The organism is Variovorax sp. 350MFTsu5.1, assembly GCF_048302515.1.
GTDB lineage: Bacteria > Pseudomonadota > Gammaproteobacteria > Burkholderiales > Burkholderiaceae_C > Variovorax > Variovorax guangxiensis.
Genome location: NZ_CP157620.1, coordinates 2015246 through 2039901 on the forward strand (window position 1 = coordinate 2015246; position 24656 = coordinate 2039901).

22 protein-coding genes are annotated in these 24656 nt (G+C 68.0%); 15 read left to right on the forward strand and 7 right to left on the reverse strand.

Annotation, left to right across the window (positions count from 1 at the left end; all coding sequences use genetic code 11):
- Window positions 1-13: 13 nt before the first annotated feature.
- Entirely contained in the window at window positions 14-1153 is a 1140-nt protein-coding gene (locus tag ABL843_RS08910) for an aromatic ring-hydroxylating oxygenase subunit alpha (protein WP_184635741.1), read from the reverse strand.
- A gap of 264 nt (window positions 1154-1417) precedes the next feature.
- Here ABL843_RS08910 and xseB point away from each other — a divergent pair, with 264 nt between their 5' ends.
- From xseB to ABL843_RS08930, 4 genes are all read left to right on the forward strand, one after another.
- Window positions 1418-1684, forward strand: a complete 267-nt coding sequence (xseB, locus tag ABL843_RS08915; RefSeq protein WP_007829283.1) for an exodeoxyribonuclease VII small subunit — start codon at window positions 1418-1420, stop codon at window positions 1682-1684.
- On the forward strand, window positions 1681-2601 hold the full coding sequence (locus ABL843_RS08920) for a polyprenyl synthetase family protein (protein ID WP_418119619.1): 921 nt from the start codon (window positions 1681-1683) through the stop codon (window positions 2599-2601). Before xseB ends, ABL843_RS08920 begins: the two co-directional genes overlap by 4 nt.
- 160 nt (window positions 2602-2761) lie before the next feature.
- Window positions 2762-4648, forward strand: a complete 1887-nt coding sequence (gene dxs, locus ABL843_RS08925; RefSeq protein ID WP_418119620.1) for a 1-deoxy-D-xylulose-5-phosphate synthase — start codon at window positions 2762-2764, stop codon at window positions 4646-4648.
- 113 nt (window positions 4649-4761) lie between these two features.
- Entirely contained in the window at window positions 4762-5844 is a 1083-nt protein-coding gene (locus tag ABL843_RS08930) for a TRAP transporter substrate-binding protein (protein WP_369659061.1), read from the forward strand.
- A 90-nt stretch (window positions 5845-5934) separates the two neighbouring features.
- On the opposite strand, the gene ABL843_RS08935 is transcribed toward ABL843_RS08930, so the two are convergent.
- Window positions 5935-7794: a TRAP transporter large permease gene (locus ABL843_RS08935; RefSeq protein ID WP_418119621.1), complete on the reverse strand. Its 1860-nt coding sequence runs from the start codon at window positions 7792-7794 to the stop codon at window positions 5935-5937.
- A 21-nt stretch (window positions 7795-7815) separates the two neighbouring features.
- A complete protein-coding gene (locus ABL843_RS08940) occupies window positions 7816-8451 on the reverse strand; it encodes a TRAP transporter small permease subunit (protein WP_126022871.1) in 636 nt (211 codons plus the stop codon).
- A 166-nt stretch (window positions 8452-8617) separates the two neighbouring features.
- On the opposite strand from ABL843_RS08940, the gene ABL843_RS08945 reads away from it, so the two are divergent.
- Entirely contained in the window at window positions 8618-9907 is a 1290-nt protein-coding gene (locus ABL843_RS08945) for an SUMF1/EgtB/PvdO family nonheme iron enzyme (protein ID WP_418119622.1), read from the forward strand.
- Window positions 9908-9923: 16 nt separating this feature from the next.
- Here ABL843_RS08945 and ABL843_RS08950 read toward each other — a convergent pair whose 3' ends face one another.
- Together ABL843_RS08950 and ABL843_RS08955 are read right to left on the reverse strand one after the other, a co-directional pair.
- On the reverse strand, window positions 9924-11366 hold the full coding sequence (locus tag ABL843_RS08950) for an MFS transporter (protein ID WP_418119623.1): 1443 nt from the start codon (window positions 11364-11366) through the stop codon (window positions 9924-9926).
- Between the two features lie 96 nt (window positions 11367-11462).
- Complete coding sequence (locus ABL843_RS08955) at window positions 11463-12821, reverse strand: aspartate aminotransferase family protein (protein ID WP_418119624.1); 1359 nt, start codon at window positions 12819-12821, stop codon at window positions 11463-11465.
- A 106-nt stretch (window positions 12822-12927) separates the two neighbouring features.
- On the opposite strand from ABL843_RS08955, the gene ABL843_RS08960 reads away from it, so the two are divergent.
- Window positions 12928-13887 carry a LysR family transcriptional regulator gene (locus ABL843_RS08960; RefSeq protein ID WP_126022886.1) on the forward strand — a complete coding sequence of 320 codons (960 nt, stop codon included), beginning with the start codon at window positions 12928-12930 and terminating at the stop codon, window positions 13885-13887.
- Between the two features lie 17 nt (window positions 13888-13904).
- Here the strand turns inward: ABL843_RS08960 and ABL843_RS08965 are convergent, their stop codons facing one another.
- The gene (locus tag ABL843_RS08965; protein ID WP_126022887.1) at window positions 13905-14669 is read right to left on the reverse strand and encodes a FadR/GntR family transcriptional regulator; all 765 of its coding nucleotides are present in this window, start codon (window positions 14667-14669) and stop codon (window positions 13905-13907) included.
- A 221-nt stretch (window positions 14670-14890) separates the two neighbouring features.
- Here ABL843_RS08965 and ABL843_RS08970 point away from each other — a divergent pair, with 221 nt between their 5' ends.
- The 8 genes from ABL843_RS08970 to ABL843_RS09005 all read left to right on the forward strand — a co-directional run bounded on the left by ABL843_RS08970 (window position 14891) and on the right by ABL843_RS09005 (window position 22804).
- Entirely contained in the window at window positions 14891-16096 is a 1206-nt protein-coding gene (locus tag ABL843_RS08970) for an ABC transporter substrate-binding protein (protein ID WP_418119625.1), read from the forward strand.
- 136 nt (window positions 16097-16232) lie between these two features.
- Window positions 16233-17093 carry a branched-chain amino acid ABC transporter permease gene (locus ABL843_RS08975; RefSeq protein WP_418119626.1) on the forward strand — a complete coding sequence of 287 codons (861 nt, stop codon included), beginning with the start codon at window positions 16233-16235 and terminating at the stop codon, window positions 17091-17093.
- An 11-nt stretch (window positions 17094-17104) separates the two neighbouring features.
- Window positions 17105-18064 carry a branched-chain amino acid ABC transporter permease gene (locus tag ABL843_RS08980; protein WP_418119627.1) on the forward strand — a complete coding sequence of 320 codons (960 nt, stop codon included), beginning with the start codon at window positions 17105-17107 and terminating at the stop codon, window positions 18062-18064.
- Window positions 18061-18828: an ABC transporter ATP-binding protein gene (locus tag ABL843_RS08985; RefSeq protein WP_369659055.1), complete on the forward strand. Its 768-nt coding sequence runs from the start codon at window positions 18061-18063 to the stop codon at window positions 18826-18828. Before ABL843_RS08980 ends, ABL843_RS08985 begins: the two co-directional genes overlap by 4 nt.
- The gene (locus tag ABL843_RS08990; RefSeq protein WP_418119628.1) at window positions 18825-19529 is read left to right on the forward strand and encodes an ABC transporter ATP-binding protein; all 705 of its coding nucleotides are present in this window, start codon (window positions 18825-18827) and stop codon (window positions 19527-19529) included. The genes ABL843_RS08985 and ABL843_RS08990 overlap by 4 nt, the downstream gene beginning before the upstream one ends.
- 31 nt (window positions 19530-19560) lie before the next feature.
- On the forward strand, window positions 19561-20817 hold the full coding sequence (locus ABL843_RS08995) for a Zn-dependent hydrolase (protein WP_126022893.1): 1257 nt from the start codon (window positions 19561-19563) through the stop codon (window positions 20815-20817).
- Window positions 20814-22286, forward strand: coding sequence for a M81 family metallopeptidase (locus ABL843_RS09000; protein ID WP_418119629.1), 1473 nt, complete (start codon window positions 20814-20816; stop codon window positions 22284-22286). The genes ABL843_RS08995 and ABL843_RS09000 overlap by 4 nt, the downstream gene beginning before the upstream one ends.
- 140 nt (window positions 22287-22426) lie before the next feature.
- Window positions 22427-22804 carry a nuclear transport factor 2 family protein gene (locus ABL843_RS09005; protein ID WP_126022895.1) on the forward strand — a complete coding sequence of 126 codons (378 nt, stop codon included), beginning with the start codon at window positions 22427-22429 and terminating at the stop codon, window positions 22802-22804.
- Window positions 22805-22831: 27 nt separating this feature from the next.
- Here ABL843_RS09005 and ABL843_RS09010 read toward each other — a convergent pair whose 3' ends face one another.
- Window positions 22832-23980, reverse strand: coding sequence for a helix-turn-helix domain-containing protein (locus ABL843_RS09010; protein ID WP_126022896.1), 1149 nt, complete (start codon window positions 23978-23980; stop codon window positions 22832-22834).
- Between the two features lie 178 nt (window positions 23981-24158).
- Here ABL843_RS09010 and ABL843_RS09015 point away from each other — a divergent pair, with 178 nt between their 5' ends.
- On the forward strand, window positions 24159-24656 hold the full coding sequence (locus tag ABL843_RS09015; RefSeq protein ID WP_126022897.1) for a (2Fe-2S)-binding protein: 498 nt from the start codon (window positions 24159-24161) through the stop codon (window positions 24654-24656).

Genomic DNA, 24656 nt, shown 5'->3' on the forward strand with positions numbered 1-24656 from the left:
GGCAGCCATCGGCTCAGGCGTTCTGCATCGCGCTGCGGTACCACTCGTGGAACTGCTGCATGCCGTCTTCCATCGGGCTCTGGTAGGGGCCGGTCTCGTTGTCGCCGCGCAGCATCAGCGCGCGGCGCCCGGCATCCATGCGCTCGGCGATCTCGTCGTCTTCCACGCAGGTCTCCATGTAGGCGGCCTGCTGGGCCTCGACGAACTCGCGCTCGAAGGCGACGATTTCCTCGGGGTAGAAGAACTCGACCATGTTGAGCGTCTTCGTCGGGCTCACGGGGTGAAGGGTCGACACCGTGAGCACGTGCGGATACCACTCGACCATCACGTGCGGGTAGTAGGTCAGCCAGATGGCGCCGTACTTCGGCGGCTTGCCCTCTCGGTACTTGAGCAGCTGCTCCTGCCACTTCTGGTAGACCGGGCTGCCCGCGCGGCCCAGGCGGTTGGCCACGCCCACCGTCTGCACCGAATAGCGCGGCTTGAACTCCCAGCGCAGGTCGTCGCAGGTGACGAAGCTGCCCAGGCCGGGGTGGAAGGGGCCGACGTGGTAGTCCTCGAGGTAGACCTCGATGAAGGTCTTCCAGTTGTAGTTGCACTCGTGCAGCTCGACGCGGTCGAGCGCGTAGCCCGAGAAGTCGAGGTCGGCCTGCGGGCCGAGGCCGGCCATGTCGGCCGCCACGTCGGGGCCAGAGCCGTCGGGGTTCTTCTCGAACAGCAGGCCGTTCCACTCGGTGAGCGGGTAGTTGTGCAGATTCAGGCAGGGGTCCTGCTCGAAGTGGGGGGCGCCGATCAGCGTGCCGGTGGTGCGCGGGTCGCTCGCGGCGTAGGTCCAGCGGTGCAGCGGGCACACGATGTTGCCGCCGGACTGGCTCTCGAGCTGGCCCCGGCCCTTCAGGATCAGGGCCTGGCGGTGGCGGCAGACGTTCGAAATCAGCTCCACGCCCTTGGGCGTGTGGACGAGCGCACGGCCCTGGTGCTCCTGGGGCAGGGTGTGGAAGTCGCCCATCTCGGGCACGGCCAGGCGATGGCCGACATAGCGGGGCCCTCGCGAGAAAAGGTTCTGCATCTCGCGGGCGAAGAGCGCCTCGTCGAAATACGCGGAAACTGGAAGTTGGCTCGCGGCCTGCTGCAGTTGAAGACTTAAATCAGACATGGAGGACCTGACCAAGCTCCCCACAGGGAGAAAAGGAAGAAAAGAACGGAAGGCGCCGCCAGGAGGATTCGGCGGCCCGGAGCAGTGTTGAACGTCGTCAACGAGAGAAGTTCGCATTGTACCCGGGGCCATTTTTTTGGCCTCCCGGCTTCCCGCGGCATTTCGCAATGTGCGATAGGTCTCCGCAAGGGCGAGGGGCGGCCCGCCCGCCACTTGTTCCGGTCACGGTCCTAAAATGCCTCGTTTCACCCACGTTTCGCTTGCATGCCCAAGGTGCCTCCCCCTTCCTCGTCCAGCCCGGCGGCAACGCCCGACACGGGTCCGCTGCCAGCCAGTTACGAAGCCGGGCTCCAGGAACTGGAGCAACTGGTCGCGGAACTCGAGTCGGGCCAGTTGCCGCTGGACCAGCTGCTAGTCAGCTACCAGCGCGGCGCGGCGCTGCTGGCCTTCTGCCGCGACAAGCTGCAGGCGGTCGAAGACCAGATCAAGGTGCTCGATTCGGGCAGCCTGAAGGTCTGGACGCCTGAATGAGCGCCGCCACGCTGAATTCCGCGCCCTGGGACGCCCGCACGCTTGCCGGCTGGAGCGAACCCCACCTGGCGGATGTCGAATCTGCGCTGTCGCGCTGGGTCGGTGTCGATGCCCCTGTGCTGCTGGGCGACGCCATGCGCTACGCCGTGCTCGACGGCGGCAAGCGCCTGCGGCCGCTGCTGGTGCTGGCCGCCAGCGAGGCCGTTGGCGGCAATGCTGCCGCCGCTCTGCGCGCAGCCTGCGCCACCGAGTTGATCCACGCCTATTCGCTGGTGCACGACGACTTGCCGTGCATGGACAACGACGTGCTGCGCCGTGGCAAGCCCACGGTGCACGTCAAGTTCGGCGAGGCCGATGCCCTGCTGGCCGGCGACGCCCTGCAGGCCCTGGCCTTCGAGCTGCTCACCCCCGAGGGCGATGAAATTCCCGCCGCCACCCAGGCCCTGCTGTGCCGCCTGCTCGCGCGGGCCGCGGGCAGCCAGGGCATGGCTGGCGGCCAGGCCATCGACCTGGCCAGCGTCGGCATCGCCTTGAACGAAGCGCAGCTGCGCGAGATGCACCGCCTGAAGACCGGCGCGCTGCTGCAGGGCAGCGTCGAGATGGGCGCCGCCTGCGGCACCGTGAGCCCGGCCGCGCTGGCCGCGCTGCGCGACTACGGCGCGGCCATCGGCCTCGCGTTCCAGGTGGTCGACGACATCCTCGACGTCACGGCCGACTCGCAGACCCTGGGCAAGACCGCCGGCAAGGACGCCGCGGCCGACAAGCCCACCTACGTGTCGCTGCTCGGCCTCGATGGCGCCCGCGCCCAGGCCCGCCAGCTGCTGGCCGACGCGCTCGCCGCGCTGGAGCGCAGCGGCCTGGCCGATACCGCGGCGTTGCGCGCCTTGGCCCACATGGTGGTCGACCGCGACCGATGAAATGAGACCACCCCCGAATCTCCGCGCACTTCGTGTCGCTTCGGATCCCCCCTCGAGGGGGCGCACCCCGATGGCCCGGCAAAGCCGGTTCCATGGGTGCCCTGGCATGGCCTGCTCCGCGGCTTTCGGCTCCGTGGCCATCTACTAAAAGATTTTTCCAATGGCTGCTCCGCTGCTTCCCACACTCCACGACCCTTCGCCCATCCGCAAATACGACCGGGCCCAGCTGCGCCAGCTGTCCGACGAGGTGCGCGCCTGCGTGCTCGACAACGTCTCCCGCACCGGCGGCCACCTGAGCTCGAACCTGGGCACGGTGGAACTGACGGTCGCGCTGCACCACGTGTTCAACACGCCGCACGACCGGCTCGTGTGGGACGTGGGCCACCAGACCTATCCGCACAAGATCCTCACGGGGCGGCGCGAGCGCATGCCCACGCTGCGGCAGATCGGCGGCATCTCGGGCTTTCCGCAGCGCACCGAGAGCGAGTACGACACCTTCGGTACCGCCCACTCGTCGACCAGCATCTCGGCCGCCCTCGGCATGGCCATGGCCGCCAAGCAGAAGGGCGAGGACCGCCACACGGTGGCCATCATCGGCGACGGCGCGCTCACGGCCGGCATGGCCTTCGAGGCGCTGAACAACGCGGGCGTGTGCGACTGCAAGCTGCTGGTGATCCTGAACGACAACGACATGTCGATCAGCCCGCCGGTGGGTGCGCTCAACCGCTACCTCGCGCAGCTGATGAGCGGCAACTTCTACGCCGCCGCCAAGAACGTCGGCAAAAGCGTGCTGCGCAACGCGCCGCCGCTGTTCGAGCTGGCCAAGCGGCTGGAGCAGCATGCCAAGGGCATGGTGGTGCCGGCCACGCTGTTCGAGCAGTTCGGCTTCAACTACGTGGGCCCCATCGACGGCCACGACATCGATTCGCTGGTGCCCACACTGGAGAACCTCAGGCACCTCGACGGCCCGCAGTTCCTGCACGTGGTCACGAAGAAGGGCCAGGGCTACAAGCTGGCCGAGGCCGACCCCGTGGCGTACCACGGCCCCGGCAAGTTCGATCCGCAGGTCGGGCTGGTCAAGCCGGCTTCGGCGCCCAAGCAGACCTTCACGCAGGTGTTCGGCCAGTGGCTGTGCGACACCGCAGCCGCGGACGGCCGTCTCGTGGGCATCACGCCCGCGATGCGCGAGGGCTCGGGGCTCGTCGAATTCGAGAAGCGCTTTCCGGACCGCTACTACGACGTCGGCATCGCGGAGCAGCATGCCGTGACCTTCGCCGCCGGCCTGGCCTGCGAGGGCCTGAAGCCGGTGGTCGCGATCTATTCGACCTTCCTGCAGCGCGCCTACGACCAGCTCATCCACGACGTGGCGATCCAGAACCTGCCGGTGGTGTTCGCGCTCGACCGCGCGGGCCTCGTCGGTGCCGACGGTGCGACGCATGCGGGCGCCTATGACATCCCGTTCCTGCGCTGCATTCCGAACATGAGCATCGCCTGCCCGGCCGACGAGCGCGAAACCCGCCAGCTGCTGACGAGCGCCTACGAGCAGAACCACCCTGTGGCGGTGCGCTATCCGCGCGGCTCGGGTGCCGGCGCGGCGCCGCATCTCACGCTCGACGCGCTGCCCTTCGGCAAGGGCGAGATCCGCCGCGAGGGCAAGGGCATCGCCATCCTCGCCTTCGGCACGCTGCTGTACCCGGCGCTCACGGCGGCCGAGTCGCTCGATGCAACCGTGGTCAACATGCGCTGGGCCAAGCCGCTCGATGTCGAGCTGCTGCTGAAGGTCGCGGGCACGCACGATGCCATCGTGACGCTGGAAGAGGGCGCGATCATGGGCGGCGCGGGCAGCGCGGTGCTCGAGGCGCTGCAGGCCGCCGGCGTGCAGAAGCCGGTGCTGCAGCTGGGCCTGCCCGACCGTTTCATCGAGCATGGCGATCCGGCCAGGCTGCTTGCCTCCATCGGGTTGGACGCGATCGGCATCGAGGCGTCGATCCGCGAGCGCTTCGTATCCGGCAGCACCCACGCCGACGCAGCCGGAGTCGCAGGGTAAACCCCGGCCGAACACGTGTAAGCGCTTTTTACAATCAAGAAGACTTACCCAAAAGTCCCCAACGCGGTCACAAGCCGCGTTTCGTTTTTCTAAAAGAACCCGGAGTGAATTCAATGGATCGTCGTTCCCTCATCAAAAACGCCGGCATCGCCGGCGTTTTGGCCGCCGGCATCGCGCCCGCCGTCCACGCGCAGACCGCAGTGCGCTGGCGCCTGGCGTCGAGCTTTCCCCGTTCGCTCGACACGATTTTCGGCAGCGCCGAAATGCTGTCCAAGACCGTCAAGGCCTTGTCCGGCGGCAAGTTCGAAATCTCGGTGCACCCCGCCGGCGAACTGATGCCCGCCTTCGGCGTGGTCGACGCTCTGCAGGGCGACACGCTCGAAATGGCGCAGACCGCCGCCTACTACTTCACCGGCAAGGACCCGATCTTCGCGTTCAGCTGCGCAGTGCCCTTCGGCCTGACCGCGCGCCAGACCGATTCGTGGAAGGAATACGGCAACGGCCGCAAGCTGCTCGACGCCTTCTTCGCGCAGTACAACTTCCGCACCGCCAGCGCCGGCAACACCGGCACGCAGATGGGCGGCTGGTACCGCAAGGAAATCAAGACGGTCAACGACCTCAAGGGCCTGAAGATGCGCATGGGCGGCGGCGTGTTCGGCGAGGCGATGGCCAAGCTGGGCGTGGTGTCGCAGAACATGCCGGCCGGCGACGTGTACCAGGCGCTCGAGAAGGGCACTCTGGACGCCGCCGAGTTCGTCGGTCCCTACGACGACGAGAAGCTGGGCTTCAACAAGGTGGCACCGTACTACTACTACCCCGGCTGGTGGGAAGGCGGCGCCGACCTCGAGTTCTTCATCAACAACAAGGCCTTCGCCAAGCTGTCGGACGAGAACAAGGCCATCCTCGACGCGGCCACCAAGGTCGCCGCGCGCGACATGATCGCCAAGTACGACGCCTACAACCCGGTGGCGCTCAAGCGCCTCGTGGCCGCCAAGACGCAGCTCAAGCCGTTCCCGAAGGACGTGATGGACGCAGGTTTCAAGGCCTGCATGGCAGTCTTCGCCGAGCACGAAGCCAAGTCGCCCGAGTTCAAGAAGATCCACCAGGACATGCGTGCGTTCCAGCGCGACCAGATCCTGTGGAACCGCTTCTCGGAGTACCCGTTCAACCAGTACATGAACACCGTCAAGATCTGATCCTGCCGCGGTTCACGCAAAAAAACGCCGGCCCGTGCGAACGGGCCGGCCTTTTTGCTGTTCGCCCCGCGCGAGCGCGAGGCTCGGCGTTCAGGGCTTTTGCGGCGGCTGTTGCTGCTTGAGCGCGTCCTGCATCGCCTTCATGGGGTCGTCGCTGGCGCCGCTTTCCGCCGGGGCGGGCGAAGGTGCGGCGCCTTCCGTGGCGCCGGGTGCCGCGGGTTCGGCGCCCGGTGCGGGCTCCGCCCCCGGCGTGGGCTCGGGCGTGCCGCCGTAGGGGTCGGCTGGCGTCGCATCGTTCTCGGGCTGCAGGCTTTCGCGCATCTGCGCGCCGATGTCGTCGAGGTTGACCTTGACCTCCTTGTCGAGGCTGCCCGTCACGATCTGCGGAAACGCGATGAGCACGCCCACCATGGTGAGCTGGATCAGCACGAACGGAATGGCGCCCCTGTAGATCTGCATCGTGGTCACCGGCTCCATGACCTTCTGCGTCACGCGGTCGACGTACTGCTTGTCGGGGGCCACGGAGCGCAGGAAGAAGAGGGCGAAGCCGAACGGCGGGTGCATGAAAGAGGTCTGCATGTTCACCGCGAGCAGCACGCCGAACCAGATCAGGTCGATGCCCAGCTTGTGGGCCACCGGCGCCAGCAGCGGCACGACGATGAACGAGAGCTCGAAGTAGTCGAGGAAGAAGGCCAGGAAGAACACCAGCACGTTCACCGCGATCAGGAAGCCCACAGGGCCGCCGGGCAGGGCCGACAGCAGGTGCTCGACCCAGATCGGGCCGTCGGCGGCCTGGAAGACCAGGCTGAACACCGTGGCACCGATCAGGATGAACATCACGAAGCTCGACAGCTTGGTGGTCGAGGCCAGGGCCTGCTTGAGCAGCGGCATGTTCATGCGCCGGCGGATCCAGGCCATGATCAGCGCGCCGACGGCACCCATCGCGCCGCCTTCGGTGGGCGTCGCGACGCCCAGGAAGATGGTGCCCAGCACCAGGAAGATGAGCAGCAGCGGCGGGATGAGCACGAAGGTCACGCGCTCGGCCAGCCGGGACAGCAGGTTGAGCTTCAGGCCCTTGTTGATCAGCGCGATCACCAGCGCCACGAACACGCCGCCGCACATGGCGACCACGACCTTCTCGTCGGTGGCGACGAAGGTGACGGGCTCGCCCTGGAACCAGGTGTGCACGGCCTCCATGTTGCGCGCCAGCACGACAGCCACCACGGCAGACAGCGCCGTGATGCCGACCAGCGAGGCATAGCCGCCGCTGCCGTTGGGCTCGCGGAAGGTGCGCGCCTCCGGCGGCAGCGCGGGAACCTGCGCGGGCTTGAAGATCGCGAGGAACACGACGTACAGCACATACAGGCCCATCAGCATGAAGCCGGGCAGGAAGGCGCCCTTGTACATGTCGCCGACGCTGCGGCCGAGCTGGTCGGCCATGATGATCAGCACCAGCGAGGGCGGGATGATCTGCGCCAGCGTGCCCGAGGCGGCGATGACGCCGCTGGTGAGTCGCCGGTCGTAGCCGTAGCGCAGCATGATGGGCAGCGAGATCAGGCCCATCGAGATCACCGAGGCCGCCACCACGCCGGTGGTGGCCGCGAGCAGCGCGCCGACGAAGATCACCGCCAGGGCGAGGCCGCCGCGCATCGGGCCGAAGACCTGGCCGACCGTGTCGAGCAGATCCTCGGCCATGCCGCTTCGCTCGAGGATGAGCCCCATGAGCGTGAAGAACGGCACGGCCAGCAGCGTGTCGTTGGCCATGATGCCGATCAACCGCTGGGGCAGCCAGGCCATCACCGAAGGCTGGAACACGCCGAGCTCGATGCCGACGAATCCGAAGAACAGGCCGCAGGCGCCGAGGCTGAAAGCGACCGGGAAGCCTAGTAGCAGGAAGCAGATCAGCCCCGCGAACATGATCGGGGCGAAGTTGGCGACGATGAATTCCATGGTGTTCCGGTGCTCGCCTGTTCAGTGCTGTGGCTTGGGCGCGGTGCCCGCTTCGGCCGCGGCTTGGGCGGCGTCCTTTTCGGCCTGCAGGCGCAGGGCCTCGATCAGCTCGGCCTCGGCCGTCTTGTCGGTCAGCCGGCCCATGGGGTCGGGGCCCTGGCCGCGCAGGAAGGCGATGCGCTTGATGAGTTCCGACCAGCCCTGCAGCAGCAGCAGCGTGAAGCCGGCCGGCAGTGCCGCCCACACAGGCCAGCGGATCAGGCCACCCGAGTTGCCGGACATTTCGCCCGACTGATACATCTGGATGACGACCGGCACCGACAGGTAGAGCACCGTCAGGCACAGCGGGGTCAGGAAGAACGCGAAGCCGATGATGTCGATCCAGACCTGCTTGCGCTTGGACAGGCGGCTGTTGACCACGTCGATGCGCACGTGCTCCCGGTGCAGCAGCGTGAAGCCGGCGGCGATGAGGAACGACCAGGCGAACAGATACCACTGCACTTCGAGGAACGCGTTCGAGCTGGTATTGAGCACCTTGCGCACGACGGCATTCAGCGCGCTGATCACCGTGGCGGCCAGGATCAGCCAGATCGCGTATTTGCCCACCTGGGCGTTGAGCCAGTCGATGGCCCGGGAAAGCTTCAGCAAGCCTTGCATCACATCTCCATTTTTGTATTGGATTGCCTCCATATACGAGCGCACCCGACGCACCGGCGTTGTGCGCCGGCGGGTCGGGTGCATGAGGCGGAGCGGATTTTATAGGTGTAATCGAAAGTGTCGTTTCGGGGCGTACCCGAGGATGGAGGCATGGTCATAATGGCTGATGGCCCAGACACCGCGCCCACCACCGGCCCCGGCTGCGGCAACGCCCCAGTCCATCGACTCCCCCGACATGAGCAAGGCCGGCCGCGACATGCTGTCGCTGGCGCTGATCGACGCGCGCAACCATACCCTGCACCTCCTGTCCCTCTTCGAGCAGGCCCTGGGCCGGGACATGCGCGTGGAGCCGATGCCCGATGTGGTGCCGCCGGTGTGGCTGGCCGGCTACATCGGCTGGTTCGCCGAATGGTGGATCGGGCGCAACACGCAACGCGCGTTCGGCGACGAGTGCCCGCTGCGCCCGACTCGGCTGGCGTCCATCGAGCCGGGCGCGGACGACTGGTGGAGCCTGCAGCGGCTGCCCCAGGCGCGGGAGCACGGCATCGCCGACCTGCCCGACCTCGCGCAGACAAAGGCCTACCTGCTGGACACCCTGGAAAGCACCCTCGAACTGCTCGACAACGCCGCCGAGACGGACGCCGGCCTCTACTTCTACCGCCTCGCGCTGTTTCACGAAGACATGCGCGGCGAGCAGTTCGTGGTGATGGCGCAGACGCTGGGTCTGCCCCTGGGCGTCGAACAGGCGCCCATCGCCGTCACGCGCGAGCCGCTGCTGCTGCCGGCCACGCGCTGGGAGCTGGGCATGCCCGAAAGCGGCTTCGCCTTCGCGCAGGAGCGCGCGGCGCACCGGGTGGACGTGCCCGAATTCGAGATCGACGCCCAGCCCGTCACCTGGAACCAGTACGTCGAATTCGTCGAGGATGGCGGCTACGACCGCGAGGAGCTCTGGCATGGCGAAGGCTGGCGCTGGCTCAATGCGCAGATCGAGGGCCGGCGCGGGCCGCGCCACATCGAGCAGATCGGCGCGGCGCGCAACGGCACCGGCGGCTCGGTGCTGCAGCAGCGCTTTGGCGCCACCGTGCGCGCGGCTGGGCACCACAGCGCGGTGCACCTGAGCTGGTGGGAGGCCGACGCCTGGGCGCGCTGGGCCGGCCGGCGCCTGGCGACCGAGGTCGAATGGGAGATCGCCGCCCATACGGCGGCGCGCCGCGGCTTCCGCTGGGCCGACGTGCACGAGTGGACTTCCGGCACCCTGCAGCCCTGGCCCGGTTACCGGGCCGATCCGTGGAGCGCGGGCACCGAGTTCGATCCGGCCGCTGCCTTCGGCCGTGCGCGCGTGCTGCGCGGCGCTTCGTTCGCGACACGTGCCCGTTTGCGGTCGCTGCGCCGCCGCGGCTTCGCGCTGCCGGAGCGCGACGACGGCTTCTTCGGCTTCCGGACCTGCGCTCTCTGAGCGGGCGTCAGGGCACTCAGCGCTCCCCGCCGGCCTCGGAGGCCAGAGGCGGCGCCACTTCCTCCAGCGGCTTGCGTTCCGCGTCGGCCGCATGGCGCAGCGCCAGCAGTCCCGCCACGATGACCAGCCCGGCGCCGATGCAGTAGCCGACCATCACCGCGCCGCGGCTGCCGGTCTCGATCAGCAGGCCGAACAGCAGCGGCGCGGCGAAGCCGCCCGCACCCATGCCCACCGCGTAGAAGATGGCGATGGCGATCGCGCGCATCTCCAGCGGAAACACCTCGCTCACCGTGAGATACGCCGAACTCGCCGCGGCCGAGGCCAGGAAGAACACGGCAGACCAGCACAGTGCTTGGCTGCGCGCGTCGAGCCACCCCTGCATGAAGGCCCAGCCGGTGAGCGCGAGGCCGATGCCCGCGAGCACGTAGGTCGCGGCGATCATCCGGCGCCGTCCCACGCTGTCGAACAGCGGCCCCAGCAGCAGCGGCCCCAGCACGTTGCCCAGCGCGAACGGAAAGATGTAGAGCGCCACGCTGCCTTCGGGCACGCCGTAGAAGCGGGTGAGCACCAGCGCGTAGGTGAAGAAGATCGCGTTGTAGAAGAAGGCCTGCGAAATCATCAGCGCCAGCGCGACCACGCTGCGCTGCGGGTAGCGCTTGAACAGCACGCGTGCGACCTGGCGCATGGGCGGGCTGTTGGGCCGCGCGGCCGTGTAGTTCACGACGAAGCCCGGCGGCGCGGGCAGCGGGCCGTGCTGCGCCTCGACCTCGGCTTCGATGCGATCGACGATGCGCTTCGCCTCGTCGGCCCGCCCGTGCGCCACCAGCCACCGCGGACTCTCGGGCACGTGGCGCCGCACCAGCAGGATGGCCACCGCCAGGACCGCCCCCAGCGCGAACCCTGCGCGCCAGCCCCACACCGGCCCGATCACGCGCGCATCGAGCAAGACCAGGCTGAGCGCCGCACCCAACGCGGCACCGATCCAGAAGCTGCCGTTGATCGCGAGGTTCACGCGCCCGCGCACCCGCGCCGGAATCAGCTCGTCGATGGCCGAGTTGATGGCCGCGTACTCCCCGCCGATGCCCAGCCCGGTGATGAACCGGCACAGCGCGAAGAAGGCGAAGTTCGGCGAGAAGGCCGTCGCCAGCGTGCCGACGGTGTAGACCGCGAGCGTGATGAGAAAGAGCTTCTTGCGCCCGAGCCGGTCGGTCATCCGGCCGAAGAGCAGGGCGCCGAGCACCGCGCCCGCGACGTACACCGAGCCCGACAGCCCGATCTCGCCGGCCGTGAGCCCGAGCGTGTCGGGCCGCTCCAGCACCGCGCCGATGGAGCCCACCAGCGTGACCTCCAGCCCGTCGAGCACCCAGGCCACGCCAAGCGCGATGACCACGCGCCAGTGCCAGCGCGACCACGGCAGGCGGTCGAGGCGGGCGGGGATGTCTGTTTGGAGCGTTGTCATCGGCAGCCCGGCAGATTCTGGGAATCCGCGGGCCGCCGGGCTGTAGGACCGTGCCGCTGCAGGGCCGTCGCCTGCCGGCGAGTTAACGCTAAAGGCTCAGGCCGTCTCGGCCAGCGCGTCCGCCAGCGCGTTCACCATGCGGTCGATCTCGGCCTTCTCCGCGATGAAGGGCGGGGCGAGCTGGATGGTGTCGCCGCCGTAGCGCACGTAGAAGCCCTTCTTCCAGCAGTTCATCGCAATCTCGTACGGGCGCCGCGCGGGCTCGCCCGGCAGGGCGGCGATGGTCAGGCCGGCGGCCAGGCCATAGTTGCGGATGTCGGTCACGTGCTTGCTGCCCTTCAGGCTGTGCACTGCGTTCTCGAAGTGCGGCGCCAATGCCTGCACGCGGCCGATCATGTCTTCCTTCTTCAGCACGTCGAGCGCGGCGATGCCGGCGGCGCAGGCCACCGGGTGCGCGCTGTAGGTGTAGCCGTGCGGGAACTCGAGCATGTAGTCGGGGCCGCCCGCCGCCATGAAGGTGTCGTAGATGTCCTTGCTGGCCACCACCGCGCCCATGGGCTGCGCGCCGTTGGTGATCTGCTTGGCGATGTTCATGATGTCGGGCGTCACGCCGAAGGCCTCGGCGCCGGTGAGCGCGCCGCAGCGGCCGAAGCCGGTGATGACCTCGTCGAAGATCAGCAGGATGTTGTTGGCGGTGCAGATCTCGCTCAGGCGCTTGAGGTAGCCCTTGGGCGGGATCACCACGCCGGCCGAGCCCGCGAAGGGCTCGACGATCACGGCCGCGATGTTCGATGCGTCGTGCAGCGCGATGATGTCGAGCAGGCGGTCGGCCAGCTCGACGCCGTTGTCGGCCATGCCGCGCGTGAAGGCGTTCGAGGCGAGCTGCGTGTGCGGCAGGTGGTCGGCCTCCACGCCCTGGCCGAAGAGCTTGCGGTTGGCCGCGATGCCGCCGACCGAGATGCCGCCGTAGTTGACGCCGTGGTAGCCCTTCTCGCGGCCGATCAGGCGGGTCTTTTGGCCCAAGCCCTTGGTGCGCCAGTAGGCGCGCGCCAGCTTCAGCGAGGTGTCGGCGGCTTCCGAGCCCGAGCCGGTGAAGAAGACGTAGTCGAGGCCGGCGGGCGTCATCTCCTTGATCTTGTTGGCCAGCTCGAACGAGAGCGGATGGCCGAACTGGAAGGCGGGCGAGTAGTCGAGCTTGGCGATCTGGCGGCTCACCGCCTCGGTGATCTCGGGGCGGCCGTGGCCCAGGCCGGAGCACCACAGGCCCGAGAGGCCGTCGAAGATCTTGCGGCCTTCGGAGTCGGTGAAGTAGGCGCCCTTGGCTTCCACGACGATGCGCGGATCGGCCTTGAAGTTGCGGTTGCCGGTGTAGGGCATCCAGTGCGCGTCGAGCCAGGCGGCGTCGGTGCGCACGGCCGATGCGGATTCGAGGGCAGGGGCTGCTGCGAGGGTCATGTCGATTCCCGCGCGCGGCGGGCTCCGGAGGTGAAGGGATGCGCCGATTGTTCGCAAGCCCTTCAGTGTGGAGAATGGTGCAATATCAATGTTCACTTGACGTTTCATGCAAGTAAAGGCGAAAGCCCGAAATGGTGCCTCCGGCACCCGCAACCGCGCCGTGCTGGGGCAGCTCAGCGACATGGACCTGCGCCTGCTCAAGGTGTTCAGGAGCGTGGTCGACTGCGGCGGCATGGCGGCCGCCGAGCTGGAGCTGAACATCGGTACCTCCACCGTGAGCCGCCATGTGAAGGACCTGGAAACCCGTTTGGGGCTGGTGCTGTGCCGGCGGGGCAGGGCGGGCTTCGCGCTCACCGCCGAGGGGCAGCGCGTGTACGACGAGACGCTGCGCCTGCTGGCCTCGGTCGACGCCTTCCGCGGCAGCATCGACGACATCCACAACCGCATGGGCGGACAGCTCGACGTGGCGCTGTTCGACAAGACGGCGACCAACCCGCAGGCGCGCATCGGCGATGCCATCGCGCGCTTCACCGAGATCGCGCCCGAGGTGCGGCTGGCGGTGCACGTGGGCTCGATCAACGCCATCGAGCAGGGCGTGCTGGAGGGCAACTTCCAGATCGGCATCATCCCGGCGCACCGCGCATCCAAGAGCCTGGTGTATGCCGACCTGTTCGACGAGACCATGCTGCTTTACTGCGGCGCGGGGCATCCGCTCTTCGGCGTGAGCCACGACAAGCTCACCTGGGCTCGGCTGCGCGAGCACCATTTCGCGGGGCTGGGCTACCACTCGCCCAACATGGAGCTGAGCCACCGCGCGAAGCTGTCGCGCATGGCCACGGGCTTCGACCAGGAGGCGATCGCGACGCTGATCCTCTCGGGGCGCTTCCTGGGCTTCCTGCCCGACCACTACGCGCAGGTGTTCGAGGAGCGCGGCCTCATGAAGGCGGTGCTGCCGGCGCGTTTCAACTACGCGTGCCGCTTCGTGAGCCTGCTGCGGCGTTCGCCGAAGCCGTCGCGGGCGGTGCTGGCGTTCCAGGAGTGCCTGGAGCAGGCGCACCGGAAGTAGAAGAAGTCGGCGAAAGCTCAGCGCTGCCCGCTCGGCAGCAGCAGGTGCCTGGCGCCGATGTGCGCCTCCATCTCGTGCATGTGCTGCTCGGCGTCGACCATGTGCTCGGTCATCAGGCGGCGCACCTCGTCGGCGTCTTCCCTGCGGTAGGCCGCGAGAAGCTGCGTGTGATAGTCGACGTTCGCCTCGCCGAAGTGGTGATGGTCGAGCGCCTTCTTGTAGACCACGAGGTCGCGCAGCAGATCGTTGAGAAAGCGGCACATGAAGGAGAGCACCGGATTGGGGCAGCTCTCCGCCAGCATGGTGTGGAAGGCGAGTTCGGCCTCGCGCTGGATGCGCAGTTCGTCCTCGCTGGTCGGCTCGACCGTGCACAGCCTGACGTTTTCTTCCAGCTTCTCGAACTGCTCGGGCGTCAGCTTGCCCACCACGCTCACGGCCAGCTCGGGTTCCAGCGCCTTGCGCAGCTGGTAGATGTGATGGCCGTCGAGATGGTGGAAGTGCAGGAAGTTGCGCAGCGGCTCCGACGCGTGCTCCACCGACACCTGCTGCAGGTAGGCACCGCCGCCGGGCCCGGTGCGGATGGAGATCAGGCCGCGCACCTCCAGCGCCTTGAGCGCCTCGCGCACGGTGCTCTTCGAATAGCCGAAGAGCTCGATCAGTTCCTTCTCGTTCGGTAGCCGGTCGCCGGGCTGCTTGCGCTCCGCAACGATCCAGCGCTTGACGTCTTCGACGATGACGTCCGAGAGCTTCTGCCGCTTAGGACGGTTCTGCCCCACTCTCATTGAAACGCTCCATGCCCATCGGGAGATGCGCGGGATGCGCAACAGCGCGCGATCTTAAACGGCGCCGTGCAGGGGATTTGTCTGGTCTTGGGCACAGGGCTTGCTAGCGGGTTTTTACCAGCATATTAATCCAATTTATCCGCTTAAATTCGCCGGCAATCGCAGGCATCCGCTTCACCTGGCTCTCTCTTCCTTTCATCCCACCAACGACCGGAGAACTCATGCAACGCAGACAACTTCTTCAGCTGGCCGCCCTCTCGGCTGCCCCCGCCTCGCTCCTGGGCGGCCGCGCCGCCTTCGCACAGTCGGCCGACGCGATCCGATTCGGCTGCCCGGTCCCGATGTCGGGCGCCTTCGCGGCCAACGGCAAGTTCGCCGACCTGGGCATGAAGCTGGCCATCGAGCAATACGGCAGCGTGCTGAAGCGTCCGCTGGCCTACACGGTGCTCGACACCGAAGGCAAGCCAGCCACTGCCGTGCGCAAGGTGCAGGAAGCCTCGCAGCAGCAGGGCGCGAAGTTCTTCGCGGGCGGCATCCTGTCGTCGGAGGCGCTGGCCATGGGCAAGGAGGCCGAGAAGGCCGGCGGCCTCTTCATCACCACCGCGGGCGCCGACGAGATCACCGGCAAGGACTGCAACCCCGCCACCTTCCGCTGGTCGGTGCCCACCTTCGGTGCGATCGAGCAGACGGTGCGCCCGCTGATCGCCTCCATGCCCAAGGCCAAGCGCTGGTACACCATCACGCCGCAGTACGTGTTCGGCGACGGACTGCTGAGCGCCGCCAAGAACATCTTCCAGGAGAAGGGCATCGAGCACGTGGGCAACAGCTACCACTCGCTCACCGAGAAGGAGTTCAGCGGCTATCTCACCAACGCCATGGCCGCCAAGCCCGACGTGCTGCTGCTGTTGAACTTCGGCGCGCAGTCGTCGGCCGCGCTGCGCCAGGCGGTGAGCTTCGGCATGCACAAGAACATGACGATCCTCATGGCCTGGGCCTCGGGCCTGGAGCAGTTCGACGAACTGGGCGCCGACCTGTGCGACGGCGTCTACTTCGGCGCGCAGTACTGGCACACGGCCGATACGCCGCTCAACAAGGACCTGGTGAAGCGCACGGCCGACAAGCTCAAGATCGTGCCCAACTACAGCCTCGCCGGTTCGTACATCTGCACCAAGATCCTGATCGACGGCATCGTGAAGGCCGGCTCGGTCGACCAGAAGGCGGTGATCGCCGCGCTCGAAGGCATGAAGTTCGACGGGCTCACCGGCGCCGAGGAAATCCGCAAGGCCGACCACCAAGTCGTGAAGGACTACTACCTGCTCAAGGGCAAGGCCAAGTCGAAGATGAAGGACGCGGCGGACTACGTCGACGTGGTCAGTTCCGGCAAGTCCTTCCTGGCCGTGGACAAGACCGGCTGTAAGTTGGGCTGACCCCCAGGCTTGCCCACTTCGTGTGGCCGCCAACCCCCTTGCAGGGGGCAACACCTGCGGCCCGGCCGAGCCGGTTCCTCGGTGTTCCTGGAAAGGGCCGCGCGCATGCGCCTGCACTCCGCCAATACCTTCATCTATGTCCGTCTACCTGCTACAGACCATCAACGGAATCGGCATCGGCATGCTGTATTTCCTGCTGGCGGTCGGCCTGTCCATCGTGTTCGGCCTGCTGCGCTTCGTGAACTTCGCGCACGGGGCCTTCTACCTGCTGGGCGCCTACCTCTGCTTCCAGGCCCTCCAATGGGGCATGAACTTCTGGCTGGCGCTGCTGCTTGTGCCGCTCTTCGTGGGCGCGCTGGGCTGGCTGGCCGAGAAGCTGCTGCTGCGCCGCGTGTACGCCAAGGCGCACGAGTTCCACATCCTCGTCACGGTGGGCCTCGCGCTCGCGGTGCAGGAGATGGTGATCGTGTTCTGGGGCCCGCTGGGCAACAGCGTCGCCACGCCCGATCTGCTGCAGGGCGTGGTCATGTGGGGCTCGTTCGTCTATCCGAAATACCGGCTCTTCGTGATCGGCTTCACCGCCGTGCTCGCGGTGCTGCTGTGGTGGGTGCTCGAGGGCACGCGCCTGGGCAGCGCGGTGCGCGCGGGCAGCGAATCGACGGAAATGGTGTCGCTGCTTGGCATCAACGTGTTCCGCGTGTTCAGCCTGGTGTTCGCGCTCGGCGCGGCCACGGCGGCGCTGGCGGGCGTGCTGGCCGCGCCGATCCGCGGCGCCGAGCCCTTCATGGGTGTCGAGGCGCTGGCCGTGGCCTTCGTTGTGGTGGTGATCGGCGGGCTCGGCAGCTTCGGTGGCGCGCTCGTGGGCGGCCTGCTTATCGGCATCGTGCAGAGCCTCATGAGCACCATCTGGCCGCCGGGCGCGAGCCTGATGGTGTACATCGCGATGGCGGCCGTGCTGCTGTTGCGCCCGCATGGCCTGCTCGGCCGCAAAGCATGAACGGACACGCCATGCCGAGAAAAATCACTTTCCTTCTGGCGCTCATCGCGGTGCTGGGCCTGCCGCTGGTGCTGAGCTCGGGCTCGCTCGCGAGCGAGGTGCTGATCTACGCGCTGGCCGCGCTGGGCTGCAACCTGCTGCTGGGCTACACCGGGCTGCTCTCCTTCGGGCAGGGCATCTTCTTCGGGCTGGGCAGCTACACCATCGCCATCCTGCTCACGCGGCTGAGCCTGCCGATGCCGCTCGCGCTGCTCGCCGCCGTGGCGATGGGCGCGCTGGGTGCTGCCGTGGTGGGCTGGGTTGCCATCCGCCAGCGCGGCACCTACTTCGTGATGCTCACGCTGGCCTTCGCGCAGATGTTCTATTTCATCGCCTACACCGCCACCGGCCTCACCGGCGGCGACAACGGCCTGCTCGACGTGCCGCGCCCCGGCTTCATGGACACGCCCTGGAAGTACTACGCCTTCGTGGCCGTGGTGTTCCTGGTCGCCTTCGGCCTGCTGCTGCGCGTGACCGATTCGGTCTTCGGCCGCACGCTGCTTGCAATCCGCGACAACGAGGACCGCGCCGCCGCGGTGGGCTACGACCTCAAGCGCTTCAAGCTGCTGGCCTTCGTCATCTCGGGCGCCGTCACCGGCCTGGCGGGCGGGCTGCACGCGATGATGACCGGCATCGCGCCTCTGTCGAACGCCGAGTACCACACGAGCGAGATGATCCTGGTCATCACCGTGATCGGCGGCACCGGCAACCTCTTCGCCTCGGTGCTGGGCTCGGCCTTCTACGTGCTGCTGGCCGACTGGCTCTCCACGCTGTGGCCGCGCTGGCTGCTGCTGCTGGGGCTGCTGCTGATCGGCGTGAGCATCGGCATGCAGCGCGGGCTCTGGGGGCTGGGCGAGAGCGCGCGGAAGCGCATCTTCCGCAAGGCGCCGGCCGACCCTGTCTCGCCTGCCGCCCAAGGAGAAAAAGCATGAGCGACGTTCTCATCGAAGCCGTAGGCGTCACCAAGCACTACGGCAAGTTCGCGGCGCTCGGCGGGGTCGACCTGAAGATCCGGCGCAACACGGTGCATTCGGTGATCGGCCCCAACGGCGCGGGCAAGACCACGCTGTTCCACATGCTCACCGGCACCGGCATGACCACCGGCGGACGCATCCTGTTCGACGGCCACGACGTGACGCGCGAGCCCGACCACAAGCGCGTGCAGCGCGGCATGGCACGTTCCTTCCAGGTCACCGCGCTGTTCCTGAGCCTTCCGGTGCGTGAGAACCTGCGCGTGGCGGCGCAGGGCGTTTCGCCGCGCCAGGCCATGAACTGCTGGCGCGCGCCGGTCGGCGAACTGGCCTGCACCCAAATCGTCGACGAAGTGCTGCAGCGCATCGGGCTGGAGCGGCTGGCGAACACGCCGGCCGCCGAGCTCTCGCACGGCCAGCAGCGCCGGCTCGAAGTGGGCATGGCGCTTGCGGCGAGGCCGAAGGCGATCTTCCTCGACGAGCCGACATCGGGCATGGGCATCGACGACCTCGACGACATGAAGCAGCTGATCCGCGGCCTGCGCGACGCGCACACCGTGGTCCTCATCGAGCACAACATGAACATCGTGATGGACATCTCCGACACCGTGACCGTGATGCAGCTGGGCCGCGTGCTGGCCGAGGGGCTTCCGGGCGACATCCGCGCCGACGCGCGCGTGCGCACTGCGTACCTCGGCAACATGATCACGGGAGGCAAGGCATGAACATCCTCGAAGTCGAGAAGCTGCATGCCCACTACGGCAAGAGCCATGTGCTGCAGGGCGTGTCGATGACCGTGGGCGAGGCCGAGCTGGTCACGCTGCTGGGGCGCAACGGCGCCGGCAAGTCGACCACGCTCAAGAGCATTGCCGGCGCGGTCACGCCGACGAGCGGGCGCGTGCGCTTCCAGGGCGCCGACATCGCGGGCATGCCGGCGCACCGCATCGCCACGCGCGGCGTGTGCCTGGTGCCGGAGCACCGGGGCATCTTCAAGCTGCTGACGGTGGAAGAGAACCTGCTGCTCGGCCTGCGCCGCCAGTCGCCCTGGCAGCTGGACGACATCTACCGCATCTTCCCGCGCCTGAAGGAACGCCGGCGCAACGGCGGCGGGCAGCTCTCGGGCGGCGAGCAGCAGATGCTGGCCATCGGCCGGGCGCTGATGAATCACCCGCGCCTGCTGATCCTCGACGAGCCGGTCGAGGGCCTGGCGCCGGTGATCGTGGAAGAGATCGTCGCGCAGCTCAAGACCATCAAGGCCGCCGGCGTGGCGATCCTGCTGGTCGAGCAGAACCTGGAAGTCTGCGTGCAGCTGGCCGACCGCCACTACATCGTGGAGCAGGGCGTGATCGTGCACGAGGCCGGCAACGCGGCCTTCATGGCCGATCACGAAGTGAAAGACCGCTATCTGGGCGTGGGCCTCGCCTGAGGGCCCGTCGCATCAACCGTTTTCAAAAGCCATGAAGAACTCTCACAACGAACTCCGCATTGACGGCCGCCGGCTCTGGAACTCGCTGATGGAACTGGCGAAGCTCGGCGCCACCGAGAAAGGCGGCGTCTGCCGCATCGCGCTGACCGACCTCGACCGCCAGGGCCGCGACCTGTTCTCGCGCTGGGCGCGCGAGGCGGGCTGCGAGGTGCGCGTGGACGCCATCGGCAACATCTTCGCGCGCCGTGCCGGGCGCAACGACGCGCTGCCGCCCGTCTCCACGGGCAGCCACATCGACACGCAGCCCACGGGCGGCAAGTTCGACGGCAACTACGGCGTGCTCGCCGGGCTGGAGGTGATCCGCACCCTGAACGACGCCGGGGTTCAGACCGAAGCGCCGCTCGAGGTGGCGGTGTGGACCAACGAGGAAGGCTCGCGCTTCGTGCCGGTGATGATGGGCTCGGGTGTGTTCGCCGGCGCCTTCACGCTGGAGCATGCGCTGGCGCAGCGCGACAACGACGGCATCAGCGTCTCCGACGCTCTGGCTGCCATCGGCTATGCGGGCAGCGCATCCGTCTCGGCGGCAGCGTCGCCCGTGGGCGCGTACTTCGAGGCGCACATCGAGCAGGGCCCGGTGCTCGAAGCCAGCGAGCGCGTCATCGGCGTGGTCGAGGGCGCGCTGGGCCAGCGCTGGTACGACGTGGTGGTGCAGGGCATGGAAGCCCATGCCGGCCCCACGCCGATGGCGCTGCGCAAGGACGCGCTGCTGGCCGCCTCCGAACTCGTGATCGAGGTCAACCGCATCGCGCTGGCCCATGCGCCGCATGCGCGCGGCACCGTCGGCTGGATCGACGCGTACCCGAACTCGCGCAACGTGATCCCGGGCCGGGTGAAGCTCAGCGTCGACCTGCGCGCGGCCGACGACACGGTGCTGTCGGCGCTGGACGCCGCGCTCAAGGAAACCGTGCAGCGCATCGCCGCGAAGGCCAGGGTCGAGATGTCGGTGGAGCAGGTCGTGTACTTCCCGCCGCAGCCCTTCACTCCCGGGCTGGTGTCGGCCGTGCGCGATGCCGCGCAGGCGCAGGGCCTGAGCTGGATGAACGTGATCAGCGGCGCGGGCCACGACGCGGTGTATCTTGCGCGCGTCTGCCCCACGGCGATGATCTTCGTGCCCTGCCGCGACGGCATCAGCCACAACGAGATAGAGGACGCGCAGCCCGATCACCTGGAGGCCGGCTGCAACGTGCTGCTGCAGGCGATGCTGCGCAGCGCGGGAGTGGCGCAATGAAGGTGCTGATCGCGCGTCTGAACCACGAGACCAATACCTTCTCGCCCGTGCCCACGCCGCTCTCGGCCTTCGGGCCCGACGGCCCGACCTTCGGCGAACAGGCCTACCGCGACAACAAGGGCATGCGCACCGCGATGTCGGCCTTCATCGACCTTGCCGAAGCGGCGGGCGCGACGGTGGTCACGCCGGTGTCGGCCTCGGCCAACCCGAGCGGGCCGGTCGACGCGCAGGCCTACACGCAGCTGACGCAATGCATCGTCGGTGCGGCCCCGGGCTGCGACGCCATCCTGCTCGACCTGCACGGCGCGATGGTCGCGCACAACAGCGCCGACGGCGAAGGCGACCTGCTGGTGCGCCTTCGTGCGGCGGCGCCGGGCGTGCCCATCGGCGTGGCGCTCGACCTGCATGCCAACGTCACACCAGCGATGGTGGAGAACGCGGACGTGATCGTCGGCTTCAAGACCTACCCGCACGTCGACATGTACGAAACCGGCGAGCATGCCGGGCGGCTGCTCTTCGACATGCTCGCAGGGCGCAGCAGGCCGCACATGCGCTGGCACCGGCTGCCGCTGATGGCGCACACGCTGCGCAGCGCCTCCTTCACCGGCGCGATGAAGCAGGCCATCGAGGCGGCGCGCGAAGCCGAAAAGGCGGAGTCGCTGGCGGTGTCGATCCTCGCGGGCTTCTCGCTGTCGGACATCGAGGCGCCATGCATGAGCGTGATCGCCGTCGATGCGCATTCGTCCGAACGCGCGCAGGCCACGGCCGACCGCATCGCGGCGCAGATGTGGGCACAGCGCGAGTCCTTCGTCTACCGCAGCGAGCCGCTGGCGGAGTCGGTCGCGCGTGCGAAGCTGATTGCCGAGAGCGCGACGCGCCCGGTGCTGCTGCTCGACCATGGCGACAACTGCATGTCGGGCGGAAGCTGCGACACCATGGACGTGCTGCAGGAAGCGCTGGCGCAGGGGCTGCACGGCATCGGCGTCGGTCCGCTGTGCGACCCCGAGGCGGTGGCGCAGCTCGTCGCGGCCGGCGAGGGCGCGCAGGTGACGGTGGCGCTGGGCAACAAGGTCTCGCTCGCGGGCATCGGGCTGGAGAAAACACCGGTGCTGCTGACGGGCACGGTGCGCACCATCTCCAACGGCGAGTACGTCATCACCGGCCCTACCTACACCGGCCAGCGCAGCAGCATGGGCCGCACGGTGCTCTTCGACATCGGCGCGGCGCGCATCGTGGTGACCGAGCGCACGCAGGAGCCGTGGGACATCGGCGTCTTCGAGTGCGTGGGGCTCGATCCGCGAAAGGAACGCTTTCTGCTGCTCAAGTCGCGCATGTACTGCCGGCCGGTGTTCGAGCCGCTCTCCGCCGCGCTGGTGGAGTGCGACAGCCCCGGTGTCACCAGTTCGGACTACAGCCTGTTCCCGTTCGGCAAGGTGCACCGGCCGGTCTTTCCCCTCGACGCCATGTGATCGCGAGGAGCTGTGGGGGAGGGGGCCTCCGGCAGCCGCATTCCATGACCCGAGAGGTCATCGACCCGGATCGCGTGCGGCGCGACCATTCCTTCACCCCGCGATGTTGCGGGCCGGAAACCACCAAAGGAATGGTCACCATGAACACCGCTGCACACGATGCCACCACCATTGCCCAACGCTACATCGCTGTCTGGAACGAGACCGACGCGGCCCGCCGCGCCGCGCTGATCGAGGCCGGCTGGACCGCCGACGCGCATTACGTCGACCCGATCGCGCAGGCCAGCGGGCACGAGCAGATCAGCGCGCTGGTCGGCGCGGTTCACCAGCGCTACCCGGGCTTCCGCTTCAACCTGCTGGGCAAGGCCGATTCGCACGGCGACCATCTGCGCTTCTCGTGGACGCTGGGACCGAGCGGTGCCGAAGACCTGATCCAGGGTACCGACTTCGCGCAGGTCGACGCAGGCAAGCTGCGTTCGGTGACGGGCTTCCTGGACAAGGTGCCGGTCGGCGCCTGAACGAAGGCTGAACGGCCGGGGCCTGCTTCAGTCCGGAGCCCCGGCAGGCCGCCCGCGCCACAGCTTACGGTAGACGGTCGCCCGGCTGATGCCCAATGTGCGCGCGGCCTCCGCCACGTTGCCGCGCGCATCGGCCACCGCCTTGCGGATCAGCGCGGTCTCCACGTCGCGCAGCCTCGGCCGGCTGTCGGTGGAAAGGGAGGTGGCGGACGGGCCTTTGCTGCCGCCGCGCCGCGGCCGCACCTGCACCCGCAGGCCGGACCACAGCGGCACCTCGAGCACGGCGTCGCCGCGGCGGGCCGCGTCGAACATCATGTGAAGTGGCAGGGCGAACAGGTCGTTGAAGTTCAGGGCGTGCTCGCTGCGCGACAGCGGCTGGTGCAGCATCTGACGTGCCGCCGCGTTGGCGCCCGTCACGTTGCCCACGGCGTCGATGCACAGCAGCCCCTCGGTGGCCTCGCCGCCCGAACTGCCCGGCCAGGCCAGGTGCAGCAGCAGCTCGCAGGGCTCGCGCATCACCAGCATGTTCTCTATGTTGCGCGCCGACAGGGTCGCCAGGTGGCGCAGCTCGGGGCGCTCCACCACGTGCACTCCGGTCAGGTCGAGCATGCCGATGCAGTCGCCCCGGGGACCGAAGAGCGGGGCTCCGGCGCAGCTGTAGACGCTGGTGTCGTCGAAGAAGTGCTCGCCGCGGTGCAGCCATACCGATTCCTGCTCGGCCAGCGCCGTGCCGATGGCGCTGGTGCCGATGGCGCGCTCCGAAAGATCGACGCCGATGCGGGCGATATCGCGCGCGTAGCGGCTCGCCGCATCGGTGCCGTCGGGCAGGTTGCCCACGTCGACCACGATGCCCTGGGCATCGGTGAGAACGGCGAAATAGCGGGTGTCGGCGATGGCGCGGGAGAGCTGCTCTATCACCGGCCGGGCCGCGGCGACGAGCGCCCGGTTGCGCTCGACGATGTCGATGCTGGCCGAGCGGCTCACCGGATCGAAGTTGACGCGCTGCTGCGGCTGGCGGCCGGCCTCGATGCAGCGCTGCCAGGAGCGGGTGATCCACGAGTCGATGCAGGCGGCGCCGCGTGCGCGGGGCGCCGGCTCGCCTTCGATCAGTTCGCGGCGGGCTTGGGCAATTGCCAGGGAACGCTCAGGCGGCTGCGAAACGATTGATACAGACATCGTGGTTTTTCGCGCATGTATGCAGGCTTTTCCTGGCCCGCCGGATGGCAAGCTGTTTCATTTTGAGAATTTCGCGCGCTCTGTGCAAGTGTCAAGGGTTTTGCCTAGGATAGTGCCAAAGGTCGGCATCCAAGATGCTTTCGCTGAAACAGCCATCACCTTTTACGGAGACAGCCAAATGCAGGTCGCTTTCAAGGTCAACGGCCGCCAGGTCACGGTCGACGCTCCTCCCAACACCTTCCTCGTACACGCTCTGCGCGAGCATCTCCATCTCACCGGAACCCACGTCGGCTGCGACACCGCCCAGTGCGGCGCCTGCACCGTCCATGTGAACGGCCGGGCCGTCAAGTCGTGCAACGTGCTGGTGGCCCAGGCCGCCGGCGCCGACATCACCACCATCGAGGGCATCGCCGAGGCCGACGGCACCATGCATCCCATGCAGGCGGCCTTCAAGGAGTGCCACGGCCTGCAGTGCGGGTTCTGCACCCCGGGCATGGTCATGAGCGCCATCGACCTGTGCACCCACCACCCCAAGTCGAGCGAATCCGAGATCCGCGAACTGCTCGACGGAAACCTGTGCCGCTGCACGGGCTACCAGAACATCGTCAAGGCAGTGAAGATGGGCGGCGAGGCCATGGCCTCGGGCACTCCCGTCAAGGCAACGGCCGCGGCCTGA

Excerpts from the sequence above, each read along its gene's own strand:
- ABL843_RS08910 (WP_184635741.1), bottom strand. The coding sequence starts at position 1,153 with ATGTCTGATTTAAGTCTTCAACTGCAGCAGGCCGCGAGCCAACTTCCA.
- xseB (WP_007829283.1), top strand. The coding sequence starts at position 1,418 with ATGCCCAAGGTGCCTCCCCCTTCCTCGTCCAGCCCGGCGGCAACGCCC.
- ABL843_RS08920 (WP_418119619.1), top strand. The coding sequence starts at position 1,681 with ATGAGCGCCGCCACGCTGAATTCCGCGCCCTGGGACGCCCGCACGCTT.
- dxs (WP_418119620.1), top strand. The coding sequence starts at position 2,762 with ATGGCTGCTCCGCTGCTTCCCACACTCCACGACCCTTCGCCCATCCGC.
- ABL843_RS08930 (WP_369659061.1), top strand. The coding sequence starts at position 4,762 with ATGGATCGTCGTTCCCTCATCAAAAACGCCGGCATCGCCGGCGTTTTG.
- ABL843_RS08935 (WP_418119621.1), bottom strand. The coding sequence starts at position 7,794 with ATGGAATTCATCGTCGCCAACTTCGCCCCGATCATGTTCGCGGGGCTG.
- ABL843_RS08940 (WP_126022871.1), bottom strand. The coding sequence starts at position 8,451 with ATGCAAGGCTTGCTGAAGCTTTCCCGGGCCATCGACTGGCTCAACGCC.
- ABL843_RS08945 (WP_418119622.1), top strand. The coding sequence starts at position 8,618 with ATGGCCCAGACACCGCGCCCACCACCGGCCCCGGCTGCGGCAACGCCC.
- ABL843_RS08950 (WP_418119623.1), bottom strand. The coding sequence starts at position 11,366 with ATGACAACGCTCCAAACAGACATCCCCGCCCGCCTCGACCGCCTGCCG.
- ABL843_RS08955 (WP_418119624.1), bottom strand. The coding sequence starts at position 12,821 with ATGACCCTCGCAGCAGCCCCTGCCCTCGAATCCGCATCGGCCGTGCGC.
- ABL843_RS08960 (WP_126022886.1), top strand. The coding sequence starts at position 12,928 with ATGCAAGTAAAGGCGAAAGCCCGAAATGGTGCCTCCGGCACCCGCAAC.
- ABL843_RS08965 (WP_126022887.1), bottom strand. The coding sequence starts at position 14,669 with ATGAGAGTGGGGCAGAACCGTCCTAAGCGGCAGAAGCTCTCGGACGTC.
- ABL843_RS08970 (WP_418119625.1), top strand. The coding sequence starts at position 14,891 with ATGCAACGCAGACAACTTCTTCAGCTGGCCGCCCTCTCGGCTGCCCCC.
- ABL843_RS08975 (WP_418119626.1), top strand. The coding sequence starts at position 16,233 with ATGTCCGTCTACCTGCTACAGACCATCAACGGAATCGGCATCGGCATG.
- ABL843_RS08980 (WP_418119627.1), top strand. The coding sequence starts at position 17,105 with ATGCCGAGAAAAATCACTTTCCTTCTGGCGCTCATCGCGGTGCTGGGC.
- ABL843_RS08985 (WP_369659055.1), top strand. The coding sequence starts at position 18,061 with ATGAGCGACGTTCTCATCGAAGCCGTAGGCGTCACCAAGCACTACGGC.
- ABL843_RS08990 (WP_418119628.1), top strand. The coding sequence starts at position 18,825 with ATGAACATCCTCGAAGTCGAGAAGCTGCATGCCCACTACGGCAAGAGC.
- ABL843_RS08995 (WP_126022893.1), top strand. The coding sequence starts at position 19,561 with ATGAAGAACTCTCACAACGAACTCCGCATTGACGGCCGCCGGCTCTGG.
- ABL843_RS09000 (WP_418119629.1), top strand. The coding sequence starts at position 20,814 with ATGAAGGTGCTGATCGCGCGTCTGAACCACGAGACCAATACCTTCTCG.
- ABL843_RS09005 (WP_126022895.1), top strand. The coding sequence starts at position 22,427 with ATGAACACCGCTGCACACGATGCCACCACCATTGCCCAACGCTACATC.
- ABL843_RS09010 (WP_126022896.1), bottom strand. The coding sequence starts at position 23,980 with ATGTCTGTATCAATCGTTTCGCAGCCGCCTGAGCGTTCCCTGGCAATT.
- ABL843_RS09015 (WP_126022897.1), top strand. The coding sequence starts at position 24,159 with ATGCAGGTCGCTTTCAAGGTCAACGGCCGCCAGGTCACGGTCGACGCT.